General features: G+C 69.5%; 18 protein-coding genes. 9 read left to right on the plus strand and 9 right to left on the minus strand.

Translation table 11 applies throughout. From position 1 onward, the window contains the following. Positions 1 to 230 precede the first annotated feature (230 nt). Entirely contained in the window at positions 231 to 1,163 is a 933-nt protein-coding gene (locus FPZ47_RS22445) for an SAM-dependent methyltransferase (protein WP_145039602.1), read from the plus strand. Beyond that, entirely contained in the window at positions 1,160 to 1,795 is a 636-nt protein-coding gene (locus tag FPZ47_RS22450) for a class I SAM-dependent methyltransferase (RefSeq protein ID WP_144955634.1), read from the plus strand. Before FPZ47_RS22445 ends, FPZ47_RS22450 begins: the two co-directional genes overlap by 4 nt. On the opposite strand, the gene FPZ47_RS22455 is transcribed toward FPZ47_RS22450, so the two are convergent. Then, entirely contained in the window at positions 1,723 to 2,106 is a 384-nt protein-coding gene (locus FPZ47_RS22455; protein WP_144955632.1) for a hypothetical protein, read from the minus strand. The two genes, FPZ47_RS22450 and FPZ47_RS22455, sit on opposite strands and share 73 nt — an antisense overlap. Before the next feature lie 421 nt (positions 2,107 to 2,527). On the opposite strand from FPZ47_RS22455, the gene FPZ47_RS22460 reads away from it, so the two are divergent. Together FPZ47_RS22460 and FPZ47_RS22465 are read left to right on the plus strand one after the other, a co-directional pair. Then, entirely contained in the window at positions 2,528 to 3,241 is a 714-nt protein-coding gene (locus tag FPZ47_RS22460; protein WP_144955629.1) for a VIT1/CCC1 transporter family protein, read from the plus strand. A gap of 244 nt (positions 3,242 to 3,485) precedes the next feature. Further along, positions 3,486 to 4,229, plus strand: coding sequence for a thioesterase family protein (locus FPZ47_RS22465; protein WP_144955637.1), 744 nt, complete (start codon positions 3,486 to 3,488; stop codon positions 4,227 to 4,229). Between the two features lie 69 nt (positions 4,230 to 4,298). Here the strand turns inward: FPZ47_RS22465 and FPZ47_RS22470 are convergent, their stop codons facing one another. After that, positions 4,299 to 4,916 (minus strand): TIGR03085 family metal-binding protein, encoded by a 618-nt coding sequence (locus FPZ47_RS22470; protein WP_144955626.1) that lies wholly within the window; start codon positions 4,914 to 4,916, stop codon positions 4,299 to 4,301. 154 nt (positions 4,917 to 5,070) lie between these two features. Between FPZ47_RS22470 and htpG the strand changes: the two genes are divergently transcribed. The 3 genes from htpG to FPZ47_RS22485 all read left to right on the plus strand — a co-directional run bounded on the left by htpG (position 5,071) and on the right by FPZ47_RS22485 (position 7,663). Next, a complete protein-coding gene (gene htpG, locus FPZ47_RS22475; protein WP_144955623.1) occupies positions 5,071 to 7,023 on the plus strand; it encodes a molecular chaperone HtpG in 1,953 nt (650 codons plus the stop codon). Between the two features lie 68 nt (positions 7,024 to 7,091). Then, a complete protein-coding gene (locus tag FPZ47_RS22480; RefSeq protein ID WP_144955620.1) occupies positions 7,092 to 7,307 on the plus strand; it encodes a hypothetical protein in 216 nt (71 codons plus the stop codon). Between the two features lie 164 nt (positions 7,308 to 7,471). After that, positions 7,472 to 7,663: a long chain fatty acid-CoA synthetase Faa4p gene (locus FPZ47_RS22485; protein ID WP_144955617.1), complete on the plus strand. Its 192-nt coding sequence runs from the start codon at positions 7,472 to 7,474 to the stop codon at positions 7,661 to 7,663. 30 nt (positions 7,664 to 7,693) lie between these two features. On the opposite strand, the gene FPZ47_RS22490 is transcribed toward FPZ47_RS22485, so the two are convergent. Genes FPZ47_RS22490 through phnC form a run of 4 tightly spaced genes read right to left on the minus strand, consistent with a single transcriptional unit; the run spans position 7,694 to position 11,149 of the window. Further along, positions 7,694 to 8,710 (minus strand): phosphonate dehydrogenase, encoded by a 1,017-nt coding sequence (locus FPZ47_RS22490; RefSeq protein ID WP_144955614.1) that lies wholly within the window; start codon positions 8,708 to 8,710, stop codon positions 7,694 to 7,696. Beyond that, the gene (gene phnE, locus FPZ47_RS22495) at positions 8,707 to 9,504 is read right to left on the minus strand and encodes a phosphonate ABC transporter, permease protein PhnE (protein WP_144955611.1); all 798 of its coding nucleotides are present in this window, start codon (positions 9,502 to 9,504) and stop codon (positions 8,707 to 8,709) included. Before phnE ends, FPZ47_RS22490 begins: the two co-directional genes overlap by 4 nt. Then, positions 9,501 to 10,382, minus strand: coding sequence for a phosphate/phosphite/phosphonate ABC transporter substrate-binding protein (gene phnD / locus FPZ47_RS22500; RefSeq protein ID WP_144955608.1), 882 nt, complete (start codon positions 10,380 to 10,382; stop codon positions 9,501 to 9,503). The genes phnE and phnD overlap by 4 nt, the downstream gene beginning before the upstream one ends. Continuing rightward, positions 10,382 to 11,149 (minus strand): phosphonate ABC transporter ATP-binding protein, encoded by a 768-nt coding sequence (gene phnC / locus FPZ47_RS22505; RefSeq protein ID WP_144955605.1) that lies wholly within the window; start codon positions 11,147 to 11,149, stop codon positions 10,382 to 10,384. Before phnC ends, phnD begins: the two co-directional genes overlap by 1 nt. Before the next feature lie 138 nt (positions 11,150 to 11,287). On the opposite strand from phnC, the gene FPZ47_RS22510 reads away from it, so the two are divergent. Then, the gene (locus FPZ47_RS22510) at positions 11,288 to 12,301 is read left to right on the plus strand and encodes a TIGR03617 family F420-dependent LLM class oxidoreductase (protein ID WP_144955602.1); all 1,014 of its coding nucleotides are present in this window, start codon (positions 11,288 to 11,290) and stop codon (positions 12,299 to 12,301) included. Between the two features lie 17 nt (positions 12,302 to 12,318). On the opposite strand, the gene FPZ47_RS22515 is transcribed toward FPZ47_RS22510, so the two are convergent. The 3 genes from FPZ47_RS22515 to FPZ47_RS22525 form a co-directional block, all read right to left on the minus strand. Beyond that, positions 12,319 to 13,176, minus strand: coding sequence for a DMT family transporter (locus tag FPZ47_RS22515; protein WP_144955600.1), 858 nt, complete (start codon positions 13,174 to 13,176; stop codon positions 12,319 to 12,321). Between the two features lie 98 nt (positions 13,177 to 13,274). Continuing rightward, entirely contained in the window at positions 13,275 to 13,664 is a 390-nt protein-coding gene (locus FPZ47_RS22520) for a DoxX family protein (RefSeq protein ID WP_144955597.1), read from the minus strand. Positions 13,665 to 13,734: 70 nt separating this feature from the next. Further along, entirely contained in the window at positions 13,735 to 14,304 is a 570-nt protein-coding gene (locus tag FPZ47_RS22525; protein ID WP_144955593.1) for a hypothetical protein, read from the minus strand. 161 nt (positions 14,305 to 14,465) lie between these two features. On the opposite strand from FPZ47_RS22525, the gene FPZ47_RS22530 reads away from it, so the two are divergent. Next, positions 14,466 to 14,842: inositol monophosphatase family protein (locus FPZ47_RS22530; protein WP_282593868.1), on the plus strand; the 377-nt coding region annotated here is incomplete at its 3' end.

Below are 14,842 nucleotides of genomic sequence, written 5' to 3' on the forward strand. Positions count from 1 at the left end.
GGTGGCCCCGGCGGGCCGGGTGGCCCCGGCGGGCCGGGTGGTCCCGGCCCGCGCTAAACCCTTCGCCGCCCCAGCCTGCGCTGAGAGCGTCCTCGGGGCGTGATTCGCGCGCTGGACGCAGACTCGACGCCGCCGCCGCAGGCTCGGAGCGTTCGACTGTGGAACTCCACCGCCCCCGTCGTTCGTTACAGTGGCTAAATAAAGCTCCGATCCGACATGGGGGAACAGGCATGCCACGCACAGACGACGACAGCTGGGACCTGGCCACCAGTGTGGGCGCGACGGCCACACTGGTCGCGGCCGCACGGGCGATCGCCACCAAGGCCGATCACCCCGTCATCCGGGACCCGTTCGCCGAACCGCTGGTCCGTGCCGTCGGCGTGGACTTCTTCACGCGCTGGGCCGCCGGTGAGCTCGCCGCCGCCGACGTCGACGACGACGAGTCCACCTGGAAGCTCGCGCACATGCCCGCCGCGATGGCAGCCCGCACCTGCTTCTTCGACACGTTCTTCCAGGACGCGGCGCGCGCCGGGATCCGCCAGGCCGTGATCCTGGCGTCGGGCTTGGACGCGCGGGCCTACCGCATGGAATGGCCCGCCGACATGACGGTGTTCGAAATCGACCAGCCGCAGGTGATCGAGTTCAAGGCCACCACCCTGGCGGGCCTCGGCGCCGCGCCGCGGGCCGAATTATGCACGGTGCCAATCGATCTGCGACAGGACTGGCCCAAAGCCCTGCTGGATGCCGGCCTGGACCGAAACCGGCCCACCGCGTGGATCGCCGAAGGGCTCTTCGGTTACCTGCCGCCGGCGGCTCAGGACCGACTGCTGGATAACGTCACCGCACTGAGCGCGCACGGCAGCCGGCTGGCCTGCGAGGCCGTGCCGGACATGTCGCAGGTGGACCACGAGCGGGCCCGGGAGATGATGCGCAGGGTCACCGCCAAGTGGCGTGAGCACGGCTTCGACTTCGAGTTCGCCGATCTGGGGTACGAGGGGGAGCGCGCCGACGTCGCCTCCTACCTGGACAACCTGGGCTGGCGAACGGTCGGGAAGCCGATGAGCCGGTTGCTGGCCGACAACGGCCTTGCGGCCATCCCGCAGAGCAACGATTCGGTGTCGGTGGCCGACACCGTCTACTACAGCGCCACGCTGAGCAAATGACGTCCGCGCAACGCCGGGGGCTCAACGACGCGGTCACCCGCATGTGGAGTTTCCTGGCTCCGGCCTACGACCTGCCCTTGCTGCAGCAGTGGGTCTACCGGCCTCCGCACGACGAGGTGATCGCGGCACTGCGCGCCCACGGCGCGCAAAAGATCGCCGACATCGCCTGCGGTACAGGGATTCTCAGCGACCGCATCGAGCGCGAACTGCACCCGGAGCGCGTTTTCGGCGTGGACATGTCCGACGGCATGCTGGCCCAGGCCCGCGCCAGGTCGAGTCGCGTGCAGTGGCTGCGCGGCCCGGCCGAGCAACTGCCTTTCGACGACGGGGCGCTCGACGCCGTCGTGACGACCTCGGCCTTCCACTTCTTCGATCAGCCCGCCGCGTTGCGCGAGTTCTATCGTGTGCTGGCGCCGGGCGGACTGGTGGCCGTGGCGGCGCTGAGCACGCGGCAACCCCTGCTGCAGGTCCCGGCGGCCAACAGGTGGAAGCCGCAGCACAACGCGTCGCCGGCCGAGATGCGCACGATGTTCGAGGACGCCGGGTTCACCCTCGGCGATCAGCACCGTATCCGGCGACCGGTGTGGATGCGTCTGATCTCCGACCTGATCACCGTGGGCACCAAGAGCTGAGGCGTCGGGCGCGACAGTTGCCCGCCGACAGCCACGACGCGGGATGGCCGGTACTTGTGGATTCGCGCGGTCGGGATCGCGCGTCGGCGAGCGGCATGCTCACGGTCGTGCTCTGCCGTCCAGCCGACGAAGTCGGCGACCACCCATCCTGCGCCGGACGACGCCAGCGCGACCCCGAACTCGAGGGGCGTCCCGGCGGCGAGCGCGGCCAATGCGCAGATGCCCGACAGGCCGGCGATCGTCAAAGCGCCGGCGTAAGCGGCCATGCGAGGGCGGTGGCCCTGGGTGGGGAATCCGACCTGGGTGGCCATTGCGTCTCCTGTCCAGTCGGGACTCCGGCTGGTCAAATCCAAACCGTGACCACAATGTTTCGCTACCGAGACATCGCCGGCGAGTGCCACAGGGCCCGCCTACCGAGTGGCGAACGGCCCCGAACACGAGGGCCGAACGTCACAACGCCCGCTTGTTCACCCGTCTGTTGGCAAATTCCTCGACAGCTCCCCGACGCCCGGGACGCTTGGATTAGCTGTGCCACGCCTGGGCGCTGAACCGGCCGCAACCCGCGCCGCTGTCCCCCGCGGCCGGGCGCAGAGCGCTTCTCGGCCCATCCGGCCGGCTCCGGGCCCGGGTGGACCGGACGCGGCGCGATGCAGCCGAAGGTGCCGGCCCGACAACCTTTGGCAAGGCTATCTTTGCTGGTCGTTCGGGGTTTCGGGCGTATATTGTTCGGCCGTGCCCGATACGTCGCATCCCGCCGAACCCCATGTCGGTTCGGTGTCGTCGAAATTGAACTGGCTGCGTGCCGGAGTCCTGGGCGCCAACGACGGAATCGTCTCCACGGCCGGCATCGTGGTCGGTGTCGCGGCCGCGACGGTGGAACCGGGCCCGATCCTGACCGCCGGGGTCGCCGGGCTGGTGGCGGGAGCCGTGTCGATGGCGCTGGGCGAATACGTGTCGGTCAGCACGCAGCGCGACACCGAGCAGGCGCTGCTGACCAAGGAACGTGGCGAGCTGCGCGACGATCCGGCCGCCGAATTGGACGAGCTCGCCGAACTGTACGCGGCCAAGGGCCTGTCGCCGGCGACCGCGCGCACCGTGGCCGAGGAACTCACCGACCACAATCCCCTCGTCGCCCACGCCGAGGTCGAACTGGGCATCGACCCCGACGAGCTGACGAACCCGTGGCAGGCGGCGTCGTCCTCGGCGCTGTCGTTCGCCGTGGGCGCGATCCTGCCGCTGATCGCGATCCTTGCGCCGCCGATCGCGTTGAGAATCCCCGTGACGGTCGTCGCGGTCCTCCTGGCGCTGCTGATGACGGGAGCGGTCTCGGCCGGGCTGGGGGGCGCGCCGAAGGGACGCGCGGTGCTCCGCAACGTCGTCGGCGGCAGCCTGGCGTTGGCCACCACGTACGTGATCGGTCATCTGGTGGGCGCCGCGATCGCTTGACGCCCGGCTGTGGCTGATGTCCCTGTGCTATAGCGGGTTTGGAGTGGGCCGCTGCCACGGATCCGGACTGGAAGCGGCAACTGTAATATCCACGGTTGCCGCCTACGAAGGAGGAGCCCGTGAAAGTGCCGCTGCCGCGGCGGGTCGTGCGGTGACCGAGTCGAAGGCCGCGCCCGGCGACGTCGGACCGCGGGAGTCGGCGCCCTACTTCTTCCGTGACGGAAACCATTACCTCCCAACCGCAATGGCCCGCGGAGGGTGGGGCCCGTCGATCAGCGGACACGTCGTCGGCGCCCTGTTGGGCTGGGCCGCGGAACGCACCGTCGGCGACCCGCAACTGCAACCCGCGCGGCTGACCGTCGACCTGCCCCGCCCGACCGCACTGGAACCGCTCGAGGTGCACACCCGTGTCCACCATGACCGCAAGCGGCTGCGGCTCGTCGAGGCCGTTCTCACCCAGGACGGCTCTCCGGTGGCGCGGGGGAGCGCGCTGTTCCTGCGGCGCGGCCCGCAGCCCGACGGCGACGTGTGGTCTCAACCGGTGCAGATGCCGCCGGTCCCGCTCGAGACGGATGGCGCCCCGTCGACGCTGTTCATGCGCACCTACGGCTGGGGCTCCGAGGTGCAGAACCCCGACCCTGACTGGCCTCGCGAGCCGGGGCGAAAATACACGTGGCTGCACGAGACGCGGTCGTTGGTCGGCGGCGAACCGCTCACGGCGTTCACCCGTGCGGCGATGGCCGGCGACATCACCGCCTCGCTCGCCAACTGGGGCACGAGCGGACTGCAGTTCATCAACGCCGACTACACCGTCATCCTCAGCCGCCTGCCCGAGGGGCCGCACGTCGGGCTGGCCTCGCTGACCCATTCCAGCCATGACGGCGTGGCCACCGGCTCCGCTGTCCTCGTCGACCCTCGGGGCCCCATCGGCAGCGCCGTCTCGGTCGCGATCGCGCACTCCGGATTTCGCCCCCCGCCGGCGGTATGACGACGTTCCGCGCGCAGCCTCACCGCCCGCAGCACCCACGGTCGGCGGAGGAACAGGTGACCGCCGCCGCTACAAGCCCTTCGGCGCGTCGCGCACCGCCTGGACCGCCGCCGCGTCGCCGTCGAACTCGACCCGGGCTTCCCGCCCGACGGCGAACAGCAGCAGTTCCTCGGGCAACCCGGTCACCGTGACCGCGGGACCATGCCCGGCGGTCAGCACCGTTTTGCCTTCCGGCGTGCGCAACGCGACCCTGGCGGGAACCTTCGCGAGCGTGAGCCGGGCCATCAGCGGCAGCGTGCGGCGCAGCGCGGCCACCAGGTCCTGTTCGAGCACGCGCGGTGTCCAGTCCGGCTGCGCGCGGCGCACGTCCTCGTGATGGATGAACATCTCGGCGACATTGGCCACCGGGTCGAGCAGCTTGAACGGCGAGTACGGCGGCGGGCCGGACGCGACCTTGTCCAGCAGCCGCACCCAGTCCTGCTCGGCGACCGCCTGCTGCACCTTGGCGGTGTGGGAGGCGAAGAACGGGATCAAAATGCCCGGCGCGGCATCGGGGCGGTACTCGCGGATGACCAGGTGGGCCGCCAGGTCCCGGGTCTTCCAGCCCTCGCACAGGGTGGGGGCATCGGGACCCACGTCGCGCATGGTGTCGACGAGGGCGGCACGTTCGCGTCGAGCTACGGACACCGGATCTCCTTCACTAGGGCCGCGCCTGATCGGCGTTGACGACTCACGACAGTAGTCCTGTCAGCAGTAGTCCTGTCAGCGCTGAGCGAACCCCCCGGCACGAGCGCTCGGCATCTCGCTAAATTTGAGGCGTCATGTCGTCGAACGGAGTCTCATGAACGCACGTGTCGAGCAGATGGAATTCCAGGCAGAGGCCCGGCAGCTGCTGGATCTGATGATCCACTCGGTCTACTCCAACAAGGATTCGTTCCTGCGGGAGTTGATCTCCAACGCCTCCGATGCCCTGGACAAGCTGAGGCTGGAAGCCTTCCGCAACAAGGACCTCGACGTCGACACCTCCGACCTGCACATCGAGCTGGAGGTGGACAAGGAGGCCCGCACCCTCACGGTCCGCGACAACGGCATCGGCATGACCCGCGCGGAGGTCGTGGACCTGATCGGCACGCTGGCCAAGTCGGGGACCGCCGAGTTGCGCCAGCAGCTCAGGGAATCCCAGAACGCCGCCGCGTCCGAGGAACTGATCGGACAGTTCGGTATCGGCTTCTACTCGAGCTTCATGGTCGCCGACAAGGTCGAGCTGCTGACGCGCAAGGCCGGCGAGAGCGCGGCCACCCGGTGGGAATCCAGTGGTGAGGGCACCTACACAATTGAGACGATCGACGCTGGAAAGGGAAAGGGGGTGCCGCAGGGCACGGCGGTCACGCTGCATCTCAAGCCCGAGGACACCGACAACGAGCTGCACGACTACACCTCGGACTGGCGGCTGCGGGGCCTGGTCAAGAAGTACTCCGACTTCATCGCCTGGCCCATCCGGATGGAGGTCCAGCGACGCACCCCCTCCGAGGACGACAGCGGCGACGAGGTCGTCACCACCGAGATCGAGACCCTGAACTCGATGAAAGCGCTGTGGGCCAGGCCCAAAGACGAGGTGTCCGAAGAGGAGTACAAGGAGTTCTACAAGCACATCGCGCACGCCTGGGACGACCCGCTCGAGGTCATCGCGATGAAGGCGGAGGGCACCTTCGAGTACCAGGCGCTGCTGTTCATCCCGTCCCATGCCCCGTTCGACCTGTTCGACCGCGACGCCCACGTCGGGATCCAGCTCTACGTCAAGCGCGTGTTCATCATGGGTGACTGCGACCAACTGCTGCCGCACTACCTGCGGTTCGTCAAGGGGGTGGTCGACGCACAGGACATGTCGCTCAACGTCTCCCGCGAAATCCTGCAGCAGGACCGGCAGGTCAACGCGATCCGCCGCCGGTTGAGCAAGAAGGTCCTGTCCACCATCAAGGACCTGCAATCCGAGCGCCCGGACGACTACCGCACGGTGTGGAACCAGTTCGGCAGGGCCATCAAGGAGGGCCTGCTGTCCGACGCCGACAACCGGGAGACGTTGCTGGAAATCTCCTCGTTCGCCTCCACCCACAGCGAGGACGAGGCCACCACGCTCGCCGAGTACGTCGAGCGCATGAAGGACGGCCAGACGCAGATCTTCTACGCCACCGGCGAGACGCGTCAGCAGCTCACCAAGTCACCGCACCTCGAGGCGTTCAAGGCCAAGGGTTACGAGGTCCTGCTGCTCACCGACCCGGTGGACGAAGTGTGGGTGGGCGTGGTCGACGAGTACGACGGCAAGCCGCTGCAGTCGGTGGCCAAGGGGGAGGTCGACCTCGACTCCGAGGAGGGCACCAGCGAGGCCGAGCGCGAGGAGCAGCAGAAGGACTTCGCCGACCTGCTGGCCTGGCTCAAGGAGACCCTGAGCGAACACGTCAAGGACGTGCGCCTGTCGACCCGGCTGACGCAATCGCCGGCCTGCCTGATCACCGACGCGTTCGGGATCACGCCGACGCTGGCGCGCCTCTACCGGGCCACGGGACAGGACGTCCCGCTCGGGAAGCGGATCCTGGAGCTCAACCCGGACCACCCGCTGGTGATCGGGCTGCGCCAAGCGCACCACGACCACGCCGACGACGACACCGCGCTTGCCGAGGTGGCCGAGACCGCCGAACTGCTCTACGGCACAGCCCTTCTCGCCGAAGGCGGCGCACTGGAGGACCCGGCCCGGTTCGCCGAGTTGCTCGCCGACCGCCTGACCCGCACCGTGTAGCACGCGCACCTCACTCGCCGGCGGACATCGGTGTGATCGAAATCCGCCACCGGGGATAAGCTCACCCCATGGCCGCGTTTCGCGTCATCGATCCGCACGGCACGGTCGTCGCGACCAGGAACTTCGCCGGTGCCGAAGCCGCGCACGCATGGTTTTTGGGTCTCATCGCCGGCGATTCCGAGCTGGGCTGGCGCCTGGAGGTCGACGACGACGGGCGCTGGGCGTTCTTCGATGACACCCAAGGTTTTACCGCGCCGGTGAGCCGGCATCCGCGATCGGGCTGACCGCGTCGCCCCGATTTGGTGCTGGTCACGCTCGGCAGTAGTGTGGCCCACGGCTCAACGAAGACCGAGAAAGAATTCGCATGCACACCCACACACTTTCGCGCCGCTCGTCCGCGGATTCCCTGCGACGCTCGCACTGCCGCCGGCCCCGGCGCCCGGCCGCCGTGGCGGTCATCGGCCAGTGCTTCGACATCGAGGTCGTGCGCCAGGCCGGCGGATGGCTGATCCGCATTCCCGAAATCGATGCCGTCACCCATTCCAGCCGTCGCAGCGACGTGGAATTCGCCGCGCGCGAATGCATCACGGTGCGCACCGGAATCCCCTTGGGCTACATCGCGGTCCGCGTCCGCGACTGAATTCTGCCAAAACCGACCACTCGGGCCATCTCACCTGCGAGGGTTGACACGGTTTGCGGCGACCGGGGGCGGCTTGCCGGCGCGAACGTCGAGGACGCTGCGTGCCGCCGCCGTCTCGATCCGCAGGCGGACGTCGCGCACGGCCGAACCCAGGTGCGGGGTGAACAGCGTGCCGTCCTGGGCGAGCAGTCGGGGCGGGATGTCCCGCGGTCTGCCCCGATCGGACCAGTCCTCGAACGCGAAGACGTCGGCCGCATAGCCGCCCAGGTGGCCGGACGCCAGCGCGTCGGCGACGGCGTTCTCGTCGACGACCGAACCGCGGCCCACGTTGACCAGCAGCGACCCCTCCGGAAGGCGTTGCAACGCAACCGGTCCGATCAGGTGGCGGGTCTCGGCGGTCAGGGGTGCGGTGAGCACGACGGCGGTGCTGCGCGCCAACAGCGTTTCCAGGGGCACCGAGCGAGCGCCCAGTTCCGCTGCGTCGCCGGCCGGCAGCGGGGCGGGGTCGGTGTAGAGCACTTCCGCGTCGAACGCGCGTAGCCGGCGGGCCACCGCACGGCCCACCGCGCCCATCCCGATGATCCCGACCCGCCGGCCGGCCAGCCCGCCGCCGTAGAGTTCCGGTCTCCAGCCTTGGTGGCGGCCCGACCGGACGTGGCGGTCCCCGGCCGGTATGTGGCGATCGAGCGCAATCAGCAGCCCGACCGCGAGATCGGCGGTGGGGCCGGTGAGCAGATCCTCGACGTAGCTGACCCAGATTCCCCGGGCGGTGCAGGCCGCGACGTCGATGTTGTCGAAGCCCTTGAGCGCGCCGGCCACGATCCGCAGCCGGGGACTGCGGCCCAGCAACTCCTCGTCGACGTGGTCGGGCATGAACACCAGCAGCGCGTCGGCGTCGCGGCATCGGCTCAGCAACTCGCCCCGGGTGAGGCCCTCGGGCGTCTGGTTGGCGACCACCTCGCACGATCGGCCGAGCAGGTCGAGCACCTCGGAATGGACGCGATGGGTGATGACCACCCGAAACGGCGGCGTGCCAACGGCATTCATGCGAACCAGCGGCGCAGCCAGCCGCTGAGCCCGTCGACGACGGTGACCGTGGCCAAGATGACCAGCATGATCGCGGCCACCTGCCGGTACTCCAGTATCCGCAACGCGGCCATCAACTGGAAGCCGATGCCGCCCGCGCCGACCAGGCCGAGCACCGTCGAGGCCCGGAAGTTGTGCTCCCAGCGGTATATCGACACGTCGGCCAACCGGGGCAGCACCTGAGGCAGCACACCGTGCACGATCACCTGTGCCGGTCGCGCGCCCACCGCCCGCGCCGCCTCGATCGGCGCCGGGCTGACGTGCTCGATGGCCTCGGCGTAGAACTTGCCGACCATGCCCACCGAGTGCAGCCCCAGCGCCAGCACCCCCGGCAATGCCCCGAATCCGACGGCGGCCACGAACACGATCCCCATGATGAGTTCGGGCACCGCACGCAGGCCGTTGAGGATCGTCCTGGCCAGGTGGTACACCAGCGGATGCGGCGACGTGTTGCGGGCGGCCGCCAGCCCGAGCGGAACCGACAGGGCGATCGCGATGGCGGTGCCGGCCACGCTCATGGCCACGGTGTCGATCAGCGGCATCACCCAGGATGCGGCGCGGCTGAAGTCCGGGGGCCACATCTCCCCGAGGAGGGACAGCAGCGCGGGCAGCCCGTCGCTGAGGCGTCGGGCGTCCAGCAGTCCGACGTAGGCGCAGCAACCGAGCACGGCAAGCCCGACCGCCCCCACCCACAGCAGCGTGCCCCGCCGCCGGCGCTCCTCGAGCCGGGCGATCGCCGCGTAATCGGTCGTCATTTGCTCAGCGAGGACAGGTCGAGCCCCAACTGGGTGCTCAACTGGCGGATCACGTCGTAGTCCGCGTCGCCAACCGGCGCGAACGATGCGGCCTTGAACGGCTCGAGCACCGCCGGATCATGAAGGCTGAGAAAGGCTTCCACGACCGAGGACTTCAGGTTGGGGTCCAGGTCGCTGCGCATCGTCCAGGGATAGTTCGGGTACGGCTTGGACTCGGCGACGACCCGCACCTTGGCCGGGTCGATCTTGCGCTGCCGGACCATGGCGTCGAAGATCGGCTTGCTGATGCCGCCCCCGGCGGCGTTGCCGTTCTGCACCGCGAGGGCGACGGCGTCTTGGGCGCCCACGAACTGCTCCTGATAGTTCTGCCCGGCCGAAAGCCCCTGATCGGCCAGCATCGACTTGGGGATCAGGTGGCTCGAGGTGCTGGCGGGATCGCCGTAGGCCATCGTCTTGCCCTTGAGGTCGGGGATCGCGGCGATGTGCTGGGCGACGTTCCCGATCACCAGGGCGTGGTAGACCGGCGGCCCGCCGGGCTGCTCGACCAGCGCCGCGAACGGCTGGACGCCGGGATCTTTGGACCGCGCAAGCACATACGACAGGGGGCCGAAGTAGGCGAGTTCCAGCCGCCCGCGCCGCATCGCCTCAATCATCGACGAATAGTCCGTGGTGACAACCAATTCGACCTGTTTGCCGAGTTTGGACTGCAGATAGTTCTTCAGCGGCTGGTTGTTCTGGATCACCGTGGCCGCATTCTCGTCCGGCAGCAGGGCGACGCGCAGCGTCGCCGGGTTCGACGCGCCCTGGTCGTGCGAACCCCAACAGCCGCCGAGGACGAACGCCAGCAGGATGCCTACCACGATACGAACGGCCTTCATCAGCATTCCTTCGTCGTCGGGACGCTCCGGTGGGTGTCACCGGGGGAGCGATAGATCCGGGTGAGCTGTGCCGCGTCGATGCGGCCGGGTTGGTCGTCTACCACCAGCCGGCCTTCGGACAATCCGACGATGCGGTCGGCGAAGCGCCGCGCCAGGTCGACCTGGTGCAGGCTGACCACGGCGGTGATGCCGTCCTGCCGGCATATCTCCCGGAGCAGGCTCAGCACGCCGACCGCCGTTTCGGGATCGAGGCTGGCCACCGGCTCGTCGGCCAGGACGATGTCGGGCTGCTGGGTCAGCGCCCGGGCGATCCCGACCCGCTGCTGCTCACCACCGCTGAGCCGGTCCGCGCGCACCGTCGCCTTGCCGAGCAGACCGACCCGGTCGAGCGCGGCGAGTGCGCGGTAGGTCTGCCCCCGGTCCGCCCGCCACAGCCCGCGCAGCAGGCCGGTGGATGCCACCGAGCCGAGCAGGGCGTTGCGCAGCGCGGTGTGCCGGCCGATCAGTTGATGTTGCTGGAAGATCATGCCGATGCGCCGCCGGTGCGCGCGAATCCTGGCGCTGGTGTTCAGCTTTCCGACCCCGGCCACCTCGATGACCCCACTGCTGGGGGTCACGAGATGGTTCATGCACCGCAGCAGGGTCGATTTGCCCGCGCCCGACGGGCCCAGCAGGACGGTGAAGGTGCCCGCGTCGAACCGGATGGTCAGCGGGTGCAACGCGATCGTGGTGTCGTACCGCACGCCCACGTCGAACAGCGCGATCACATTTTCTCAATTTGCATGGCAATCCCGAAAACTAAGCCACGATCATGAACCGTCGGCAACCATCCGGTGACCACGGCGCGTCCGCCATGACGGGAAGCGGCTCGGTGGACGCGCGGGCCCCCGTCGTACGCTCCCATCATGCACGTCGACGCGATGACGACTCCCCAGCCCCTGCACCGCGCCGGTGACCTCGCTCGCCGCACCCAGGCGGCCGGCTTTTCCGGTCTGCTGTTCACCGAGACCGGGCGCACGGCCTATCTCAACGCCGCGGTGGCATCGCAGGCCGCGCCCGGTCTCGAGTTGTGCACCGGCGTGGCGGTCGCCTTCCCCCGCAGCCCGTTCGTCACCGCGGCCGCGGCGTGGGAGCTGCAGGAGGCCACCGGCGGCAACTTCCGGCTCGGCCTGGGCACGCAGGTGCGCACGCACGTGGTGCGCCGCTACGGGATGCCCTTCGAGCGGCCCGGCCCACGTCTGCGCGACTACGTGCTCGCCGTGAAGGCGTGCTTCGCGGCGTTTCGGACCGCAACCCTGGATCACCACGGCGACTTCTACGACCTCGACTTCATCACGCCGCAGTGGAGTCCCGGGCCCATCGAGGCGCCCGATCCCAAAGTCGACATCGCGGCGGTGAACCCGTGGATGCTGCGGATGGCGGGCGAGGTGGCCGACGGGGTGCACATCCACCCGATCGGCGAACCCGGCTACATCACCCGTCACGCGCTGCCGAACATCGCCGACGGCGCGGCCAAAGCGGGGCGGGCGGCCTCCGACATCGCCGTGATCGTGCCGGTGCTGACGATCGTCGGCGACAGCGACGAGGAGCGCGACAGGGAACGAGAAGTGGTGCGCGCCAGCATGAGTTTCTACGGCAGCACGCCCAACTACGCGTTCATCTGGGACGAGGCCGGGTTCGAGGGCACGACTGCCCGGATCCGGGAGAGGCAGAAGGCCGGCGACTTCGCCGGCATGGCGGCCCAGATCAGCGACGACCACATCGCCGCCTTCGCCACCGAGTCGACCTGGGACGGGTTGGCCGATGCGCTGACCGACAAGTACGCCGGAATCGCCACGCGCCTGGTGCTCTACAACGCCCTGGGCGACGCGGAGCGCGTGGAGCGCTACGGCGAGGTGGCCCGCCGCCTGCGGGGCTGATTCCGGTCAGGCGGCCATCAGGTGGCTATGGCTGCCTGGCTGCGGGCCAGCGCCACTGTCGCCGCGGCCATCACCGCGACGGACACGCCCAGCGCCACCAGGCCGAGGGTGTCGGTGCTCAGGGTCTCGCCCAGCACGGTGACCCCCAGGACCGATCCCACGAGCGGCTCGGCGACGGTCACCGCGGGCAGCGACGCGGTCAGCGGGCCGGCGCGGAACGCCGACTGCTCCCAGGCCGTCGCGGCGACCGCCAGCACCGCCCACACGTACACCTCCGGCGTGCGCAGCAACGCCGGGATGCCGTGGCCGAGCTGGTCGACGACGCCCTTCATCAGCACCGAGAACAGGCCCCACAGCGACCCGGACAGCAGGCCCAGCAGGAGTGCGGCCACCGAACCCGGGAACAGGCGCGCGCCGAGCACGCAGAGGATCAGTGCGGGGCCCATGATCGCGACCACGATGCTCCAGGTGTGCAGCGACCCTCGCGGGGTGCCCGCCTGCGGGTCGCCGACCGTCACCACCAGTGTCACCGCGGCGGCCAGCAGCACCGCCCAAAACGCTTGCCGGCGCGTGATTCTGCGGTGATTGGCTCTGGCACTGATGAGCAACGCGAACAGCAGCGAGGTCACCAGCAGCGCCTGCACGAGCACGACCGAGCCGACGCCGAGCGCCGCGGCCTGCAACCCGAACCCCGCGCCGGCCACCAGGCTGCCCACCCACCATTGCCGGTCGCGCAGCAGCCGGCGGAACAGGGCGACGGTGCCGACCGGCTGCCGGGTGACCTGTTGGGCGGAGCGCTGCTGCACCACGTCCCCGATGCCCATCATCACCGCGGCCGCCACCGCGAGCGCCGCCGCGATGTCCGTCTTCCCCATCGCCTACGCCCCGTTGTGGCGAGCGTGCGCAAAACGCCCTCCGCGCCGGCGTGTCGTCGTACAGACACGCGCGCTCGCGGGGAGGGGGCCGCGGGGCATCAGCTGTTGCGCCAGATTTTGAGCGCGACGGTGACCATTGGGACCTGAAGCGGCAGCCGGGCCAATGCGGCAATGCGCATCGGCCAGGGCTTGCCCCACCACAGCCGGACCATGTTGACGTTGGCCGGGAAGACGCCGACGAACAGCACGGCGGCCGCCAGGGCCGCCAGTCGCCGGGTGCGCCGCGGCACCAGCAGCGTTCCGACAGCGATCTCGGCGACGCCCGATGCGTAGGTGTAGGACCGGGCGCTGCCGGGGAGTTCGGCGGGGACGATGGTGTCGAACGGTCCGGGCGCCACGAAGTGCAGGGTGCCCACGCCGAGCAGCATCGCCGCGATCCGGTAGGCGGCTGTCCGGCTGGCGTCACGTTGAGCTGAAGCTGAGGTCATGCGTCGATTGTGTCGTGCCCGCCCGCGCTGCGCACGGTCGGCATCGGTGAAGCGGATGACGCCGCGGCGCTCAGTTGCAGAAGGTGTAGCCGATGAACTCGGTGCCCTGCGGGTCGGCGCCCGAGTAGTTGACGTAGTGCACCGCCGGCGCTCCGTTGTACTGCGTGTTCATCTGCTGTGTGGTCGGCGGGGGAACGTCCTTGGGAAATGCCAGGATCATGTCGGCGAATATCTTCAGGCCGGCCTGGCAGATGGCGTCGGGGCGCGGCGACTGTGGATTCCACGCATGCACGACGACCGGGTCTTTGAGCTGGTAGCCGGCCGCACAGTTGGGATCGCAGATCTTGAACACGGCGGTGCCCTTGCCGTCGGCGCCCTGCGGCCCCCAGGACGTCCACGACATGCCTTGCAGCGCAACGGCTACGCTCGCGCAGCCGACGATGTTGAGCTGCCTGGGACGCTCGAGCGGCGGGACCGAAAGGTTGTAGCAGCCCGGAATGGCGTAGGTGGCCGGCGGCGCCTGGGTCGCGGGTGGGGGTGGTGTGCCGTGACGGGTCAGTTTGACGGCGACGAAGGCGGACACCCCGATCAGCGCCACGGCCAGCGCCGTGCCGATCACGATCAGCCGCGTGCGGGTCATGCGCCGCCACCCGCTGGCTGCGGCGGCATTGTCGGTCTTCAACGGTTCCGCCCCCCCGAGAGAAATGTCACGCCGGGAGATTACTGCGCCGCGGGCGCGGCAGGGTAGGTTTTACCCACCTGACCGACGCATCGAGATGAGATGGTCCGTGGAGTCCACCGATGAATGACCACCAGCTGGCCGCGCGACTGGCCACCGAGGCGGGACAACTGCTGCTCGGCGTGCGCGAGGAATTCGCCGACGCCGAGGCCGGTGAGCGGAAAAATGCGGGGGACAAGCGATCTCACGAGTTTCTGATGGAGGCGCTCGCCGGTGAGCGCCCCGACGACGCCGTGCTGTCCGAGGAGGGCGCCGACGATCCGGTGCGGCTGCGCTCGGAGCGGGTGTGGATCGTCGACCCGCTCGACGGGACGCGCGAATTCTCCGAGCCCGGCCGCGACGACTGGGCGGTGCACGTGGCGCTGTGGCAGGCCGGCGAGCTGGTGGCCGGGGCCGTGGCGCTGCCGGCACAAGGGGTCACGTTGGCGACCCCCCAGGT

The sequence above is a fragment of the Mycobacterium helveticum genome (assembly GCF_007714205.1).
Taxonomy (GTDB): domain Bacteria; phylum Actinomycetota; class Actinomycetes; order Mycobacteriales; family Mycobacteriaceae; genus Mycobacterium; species Mycobacterium helveticum.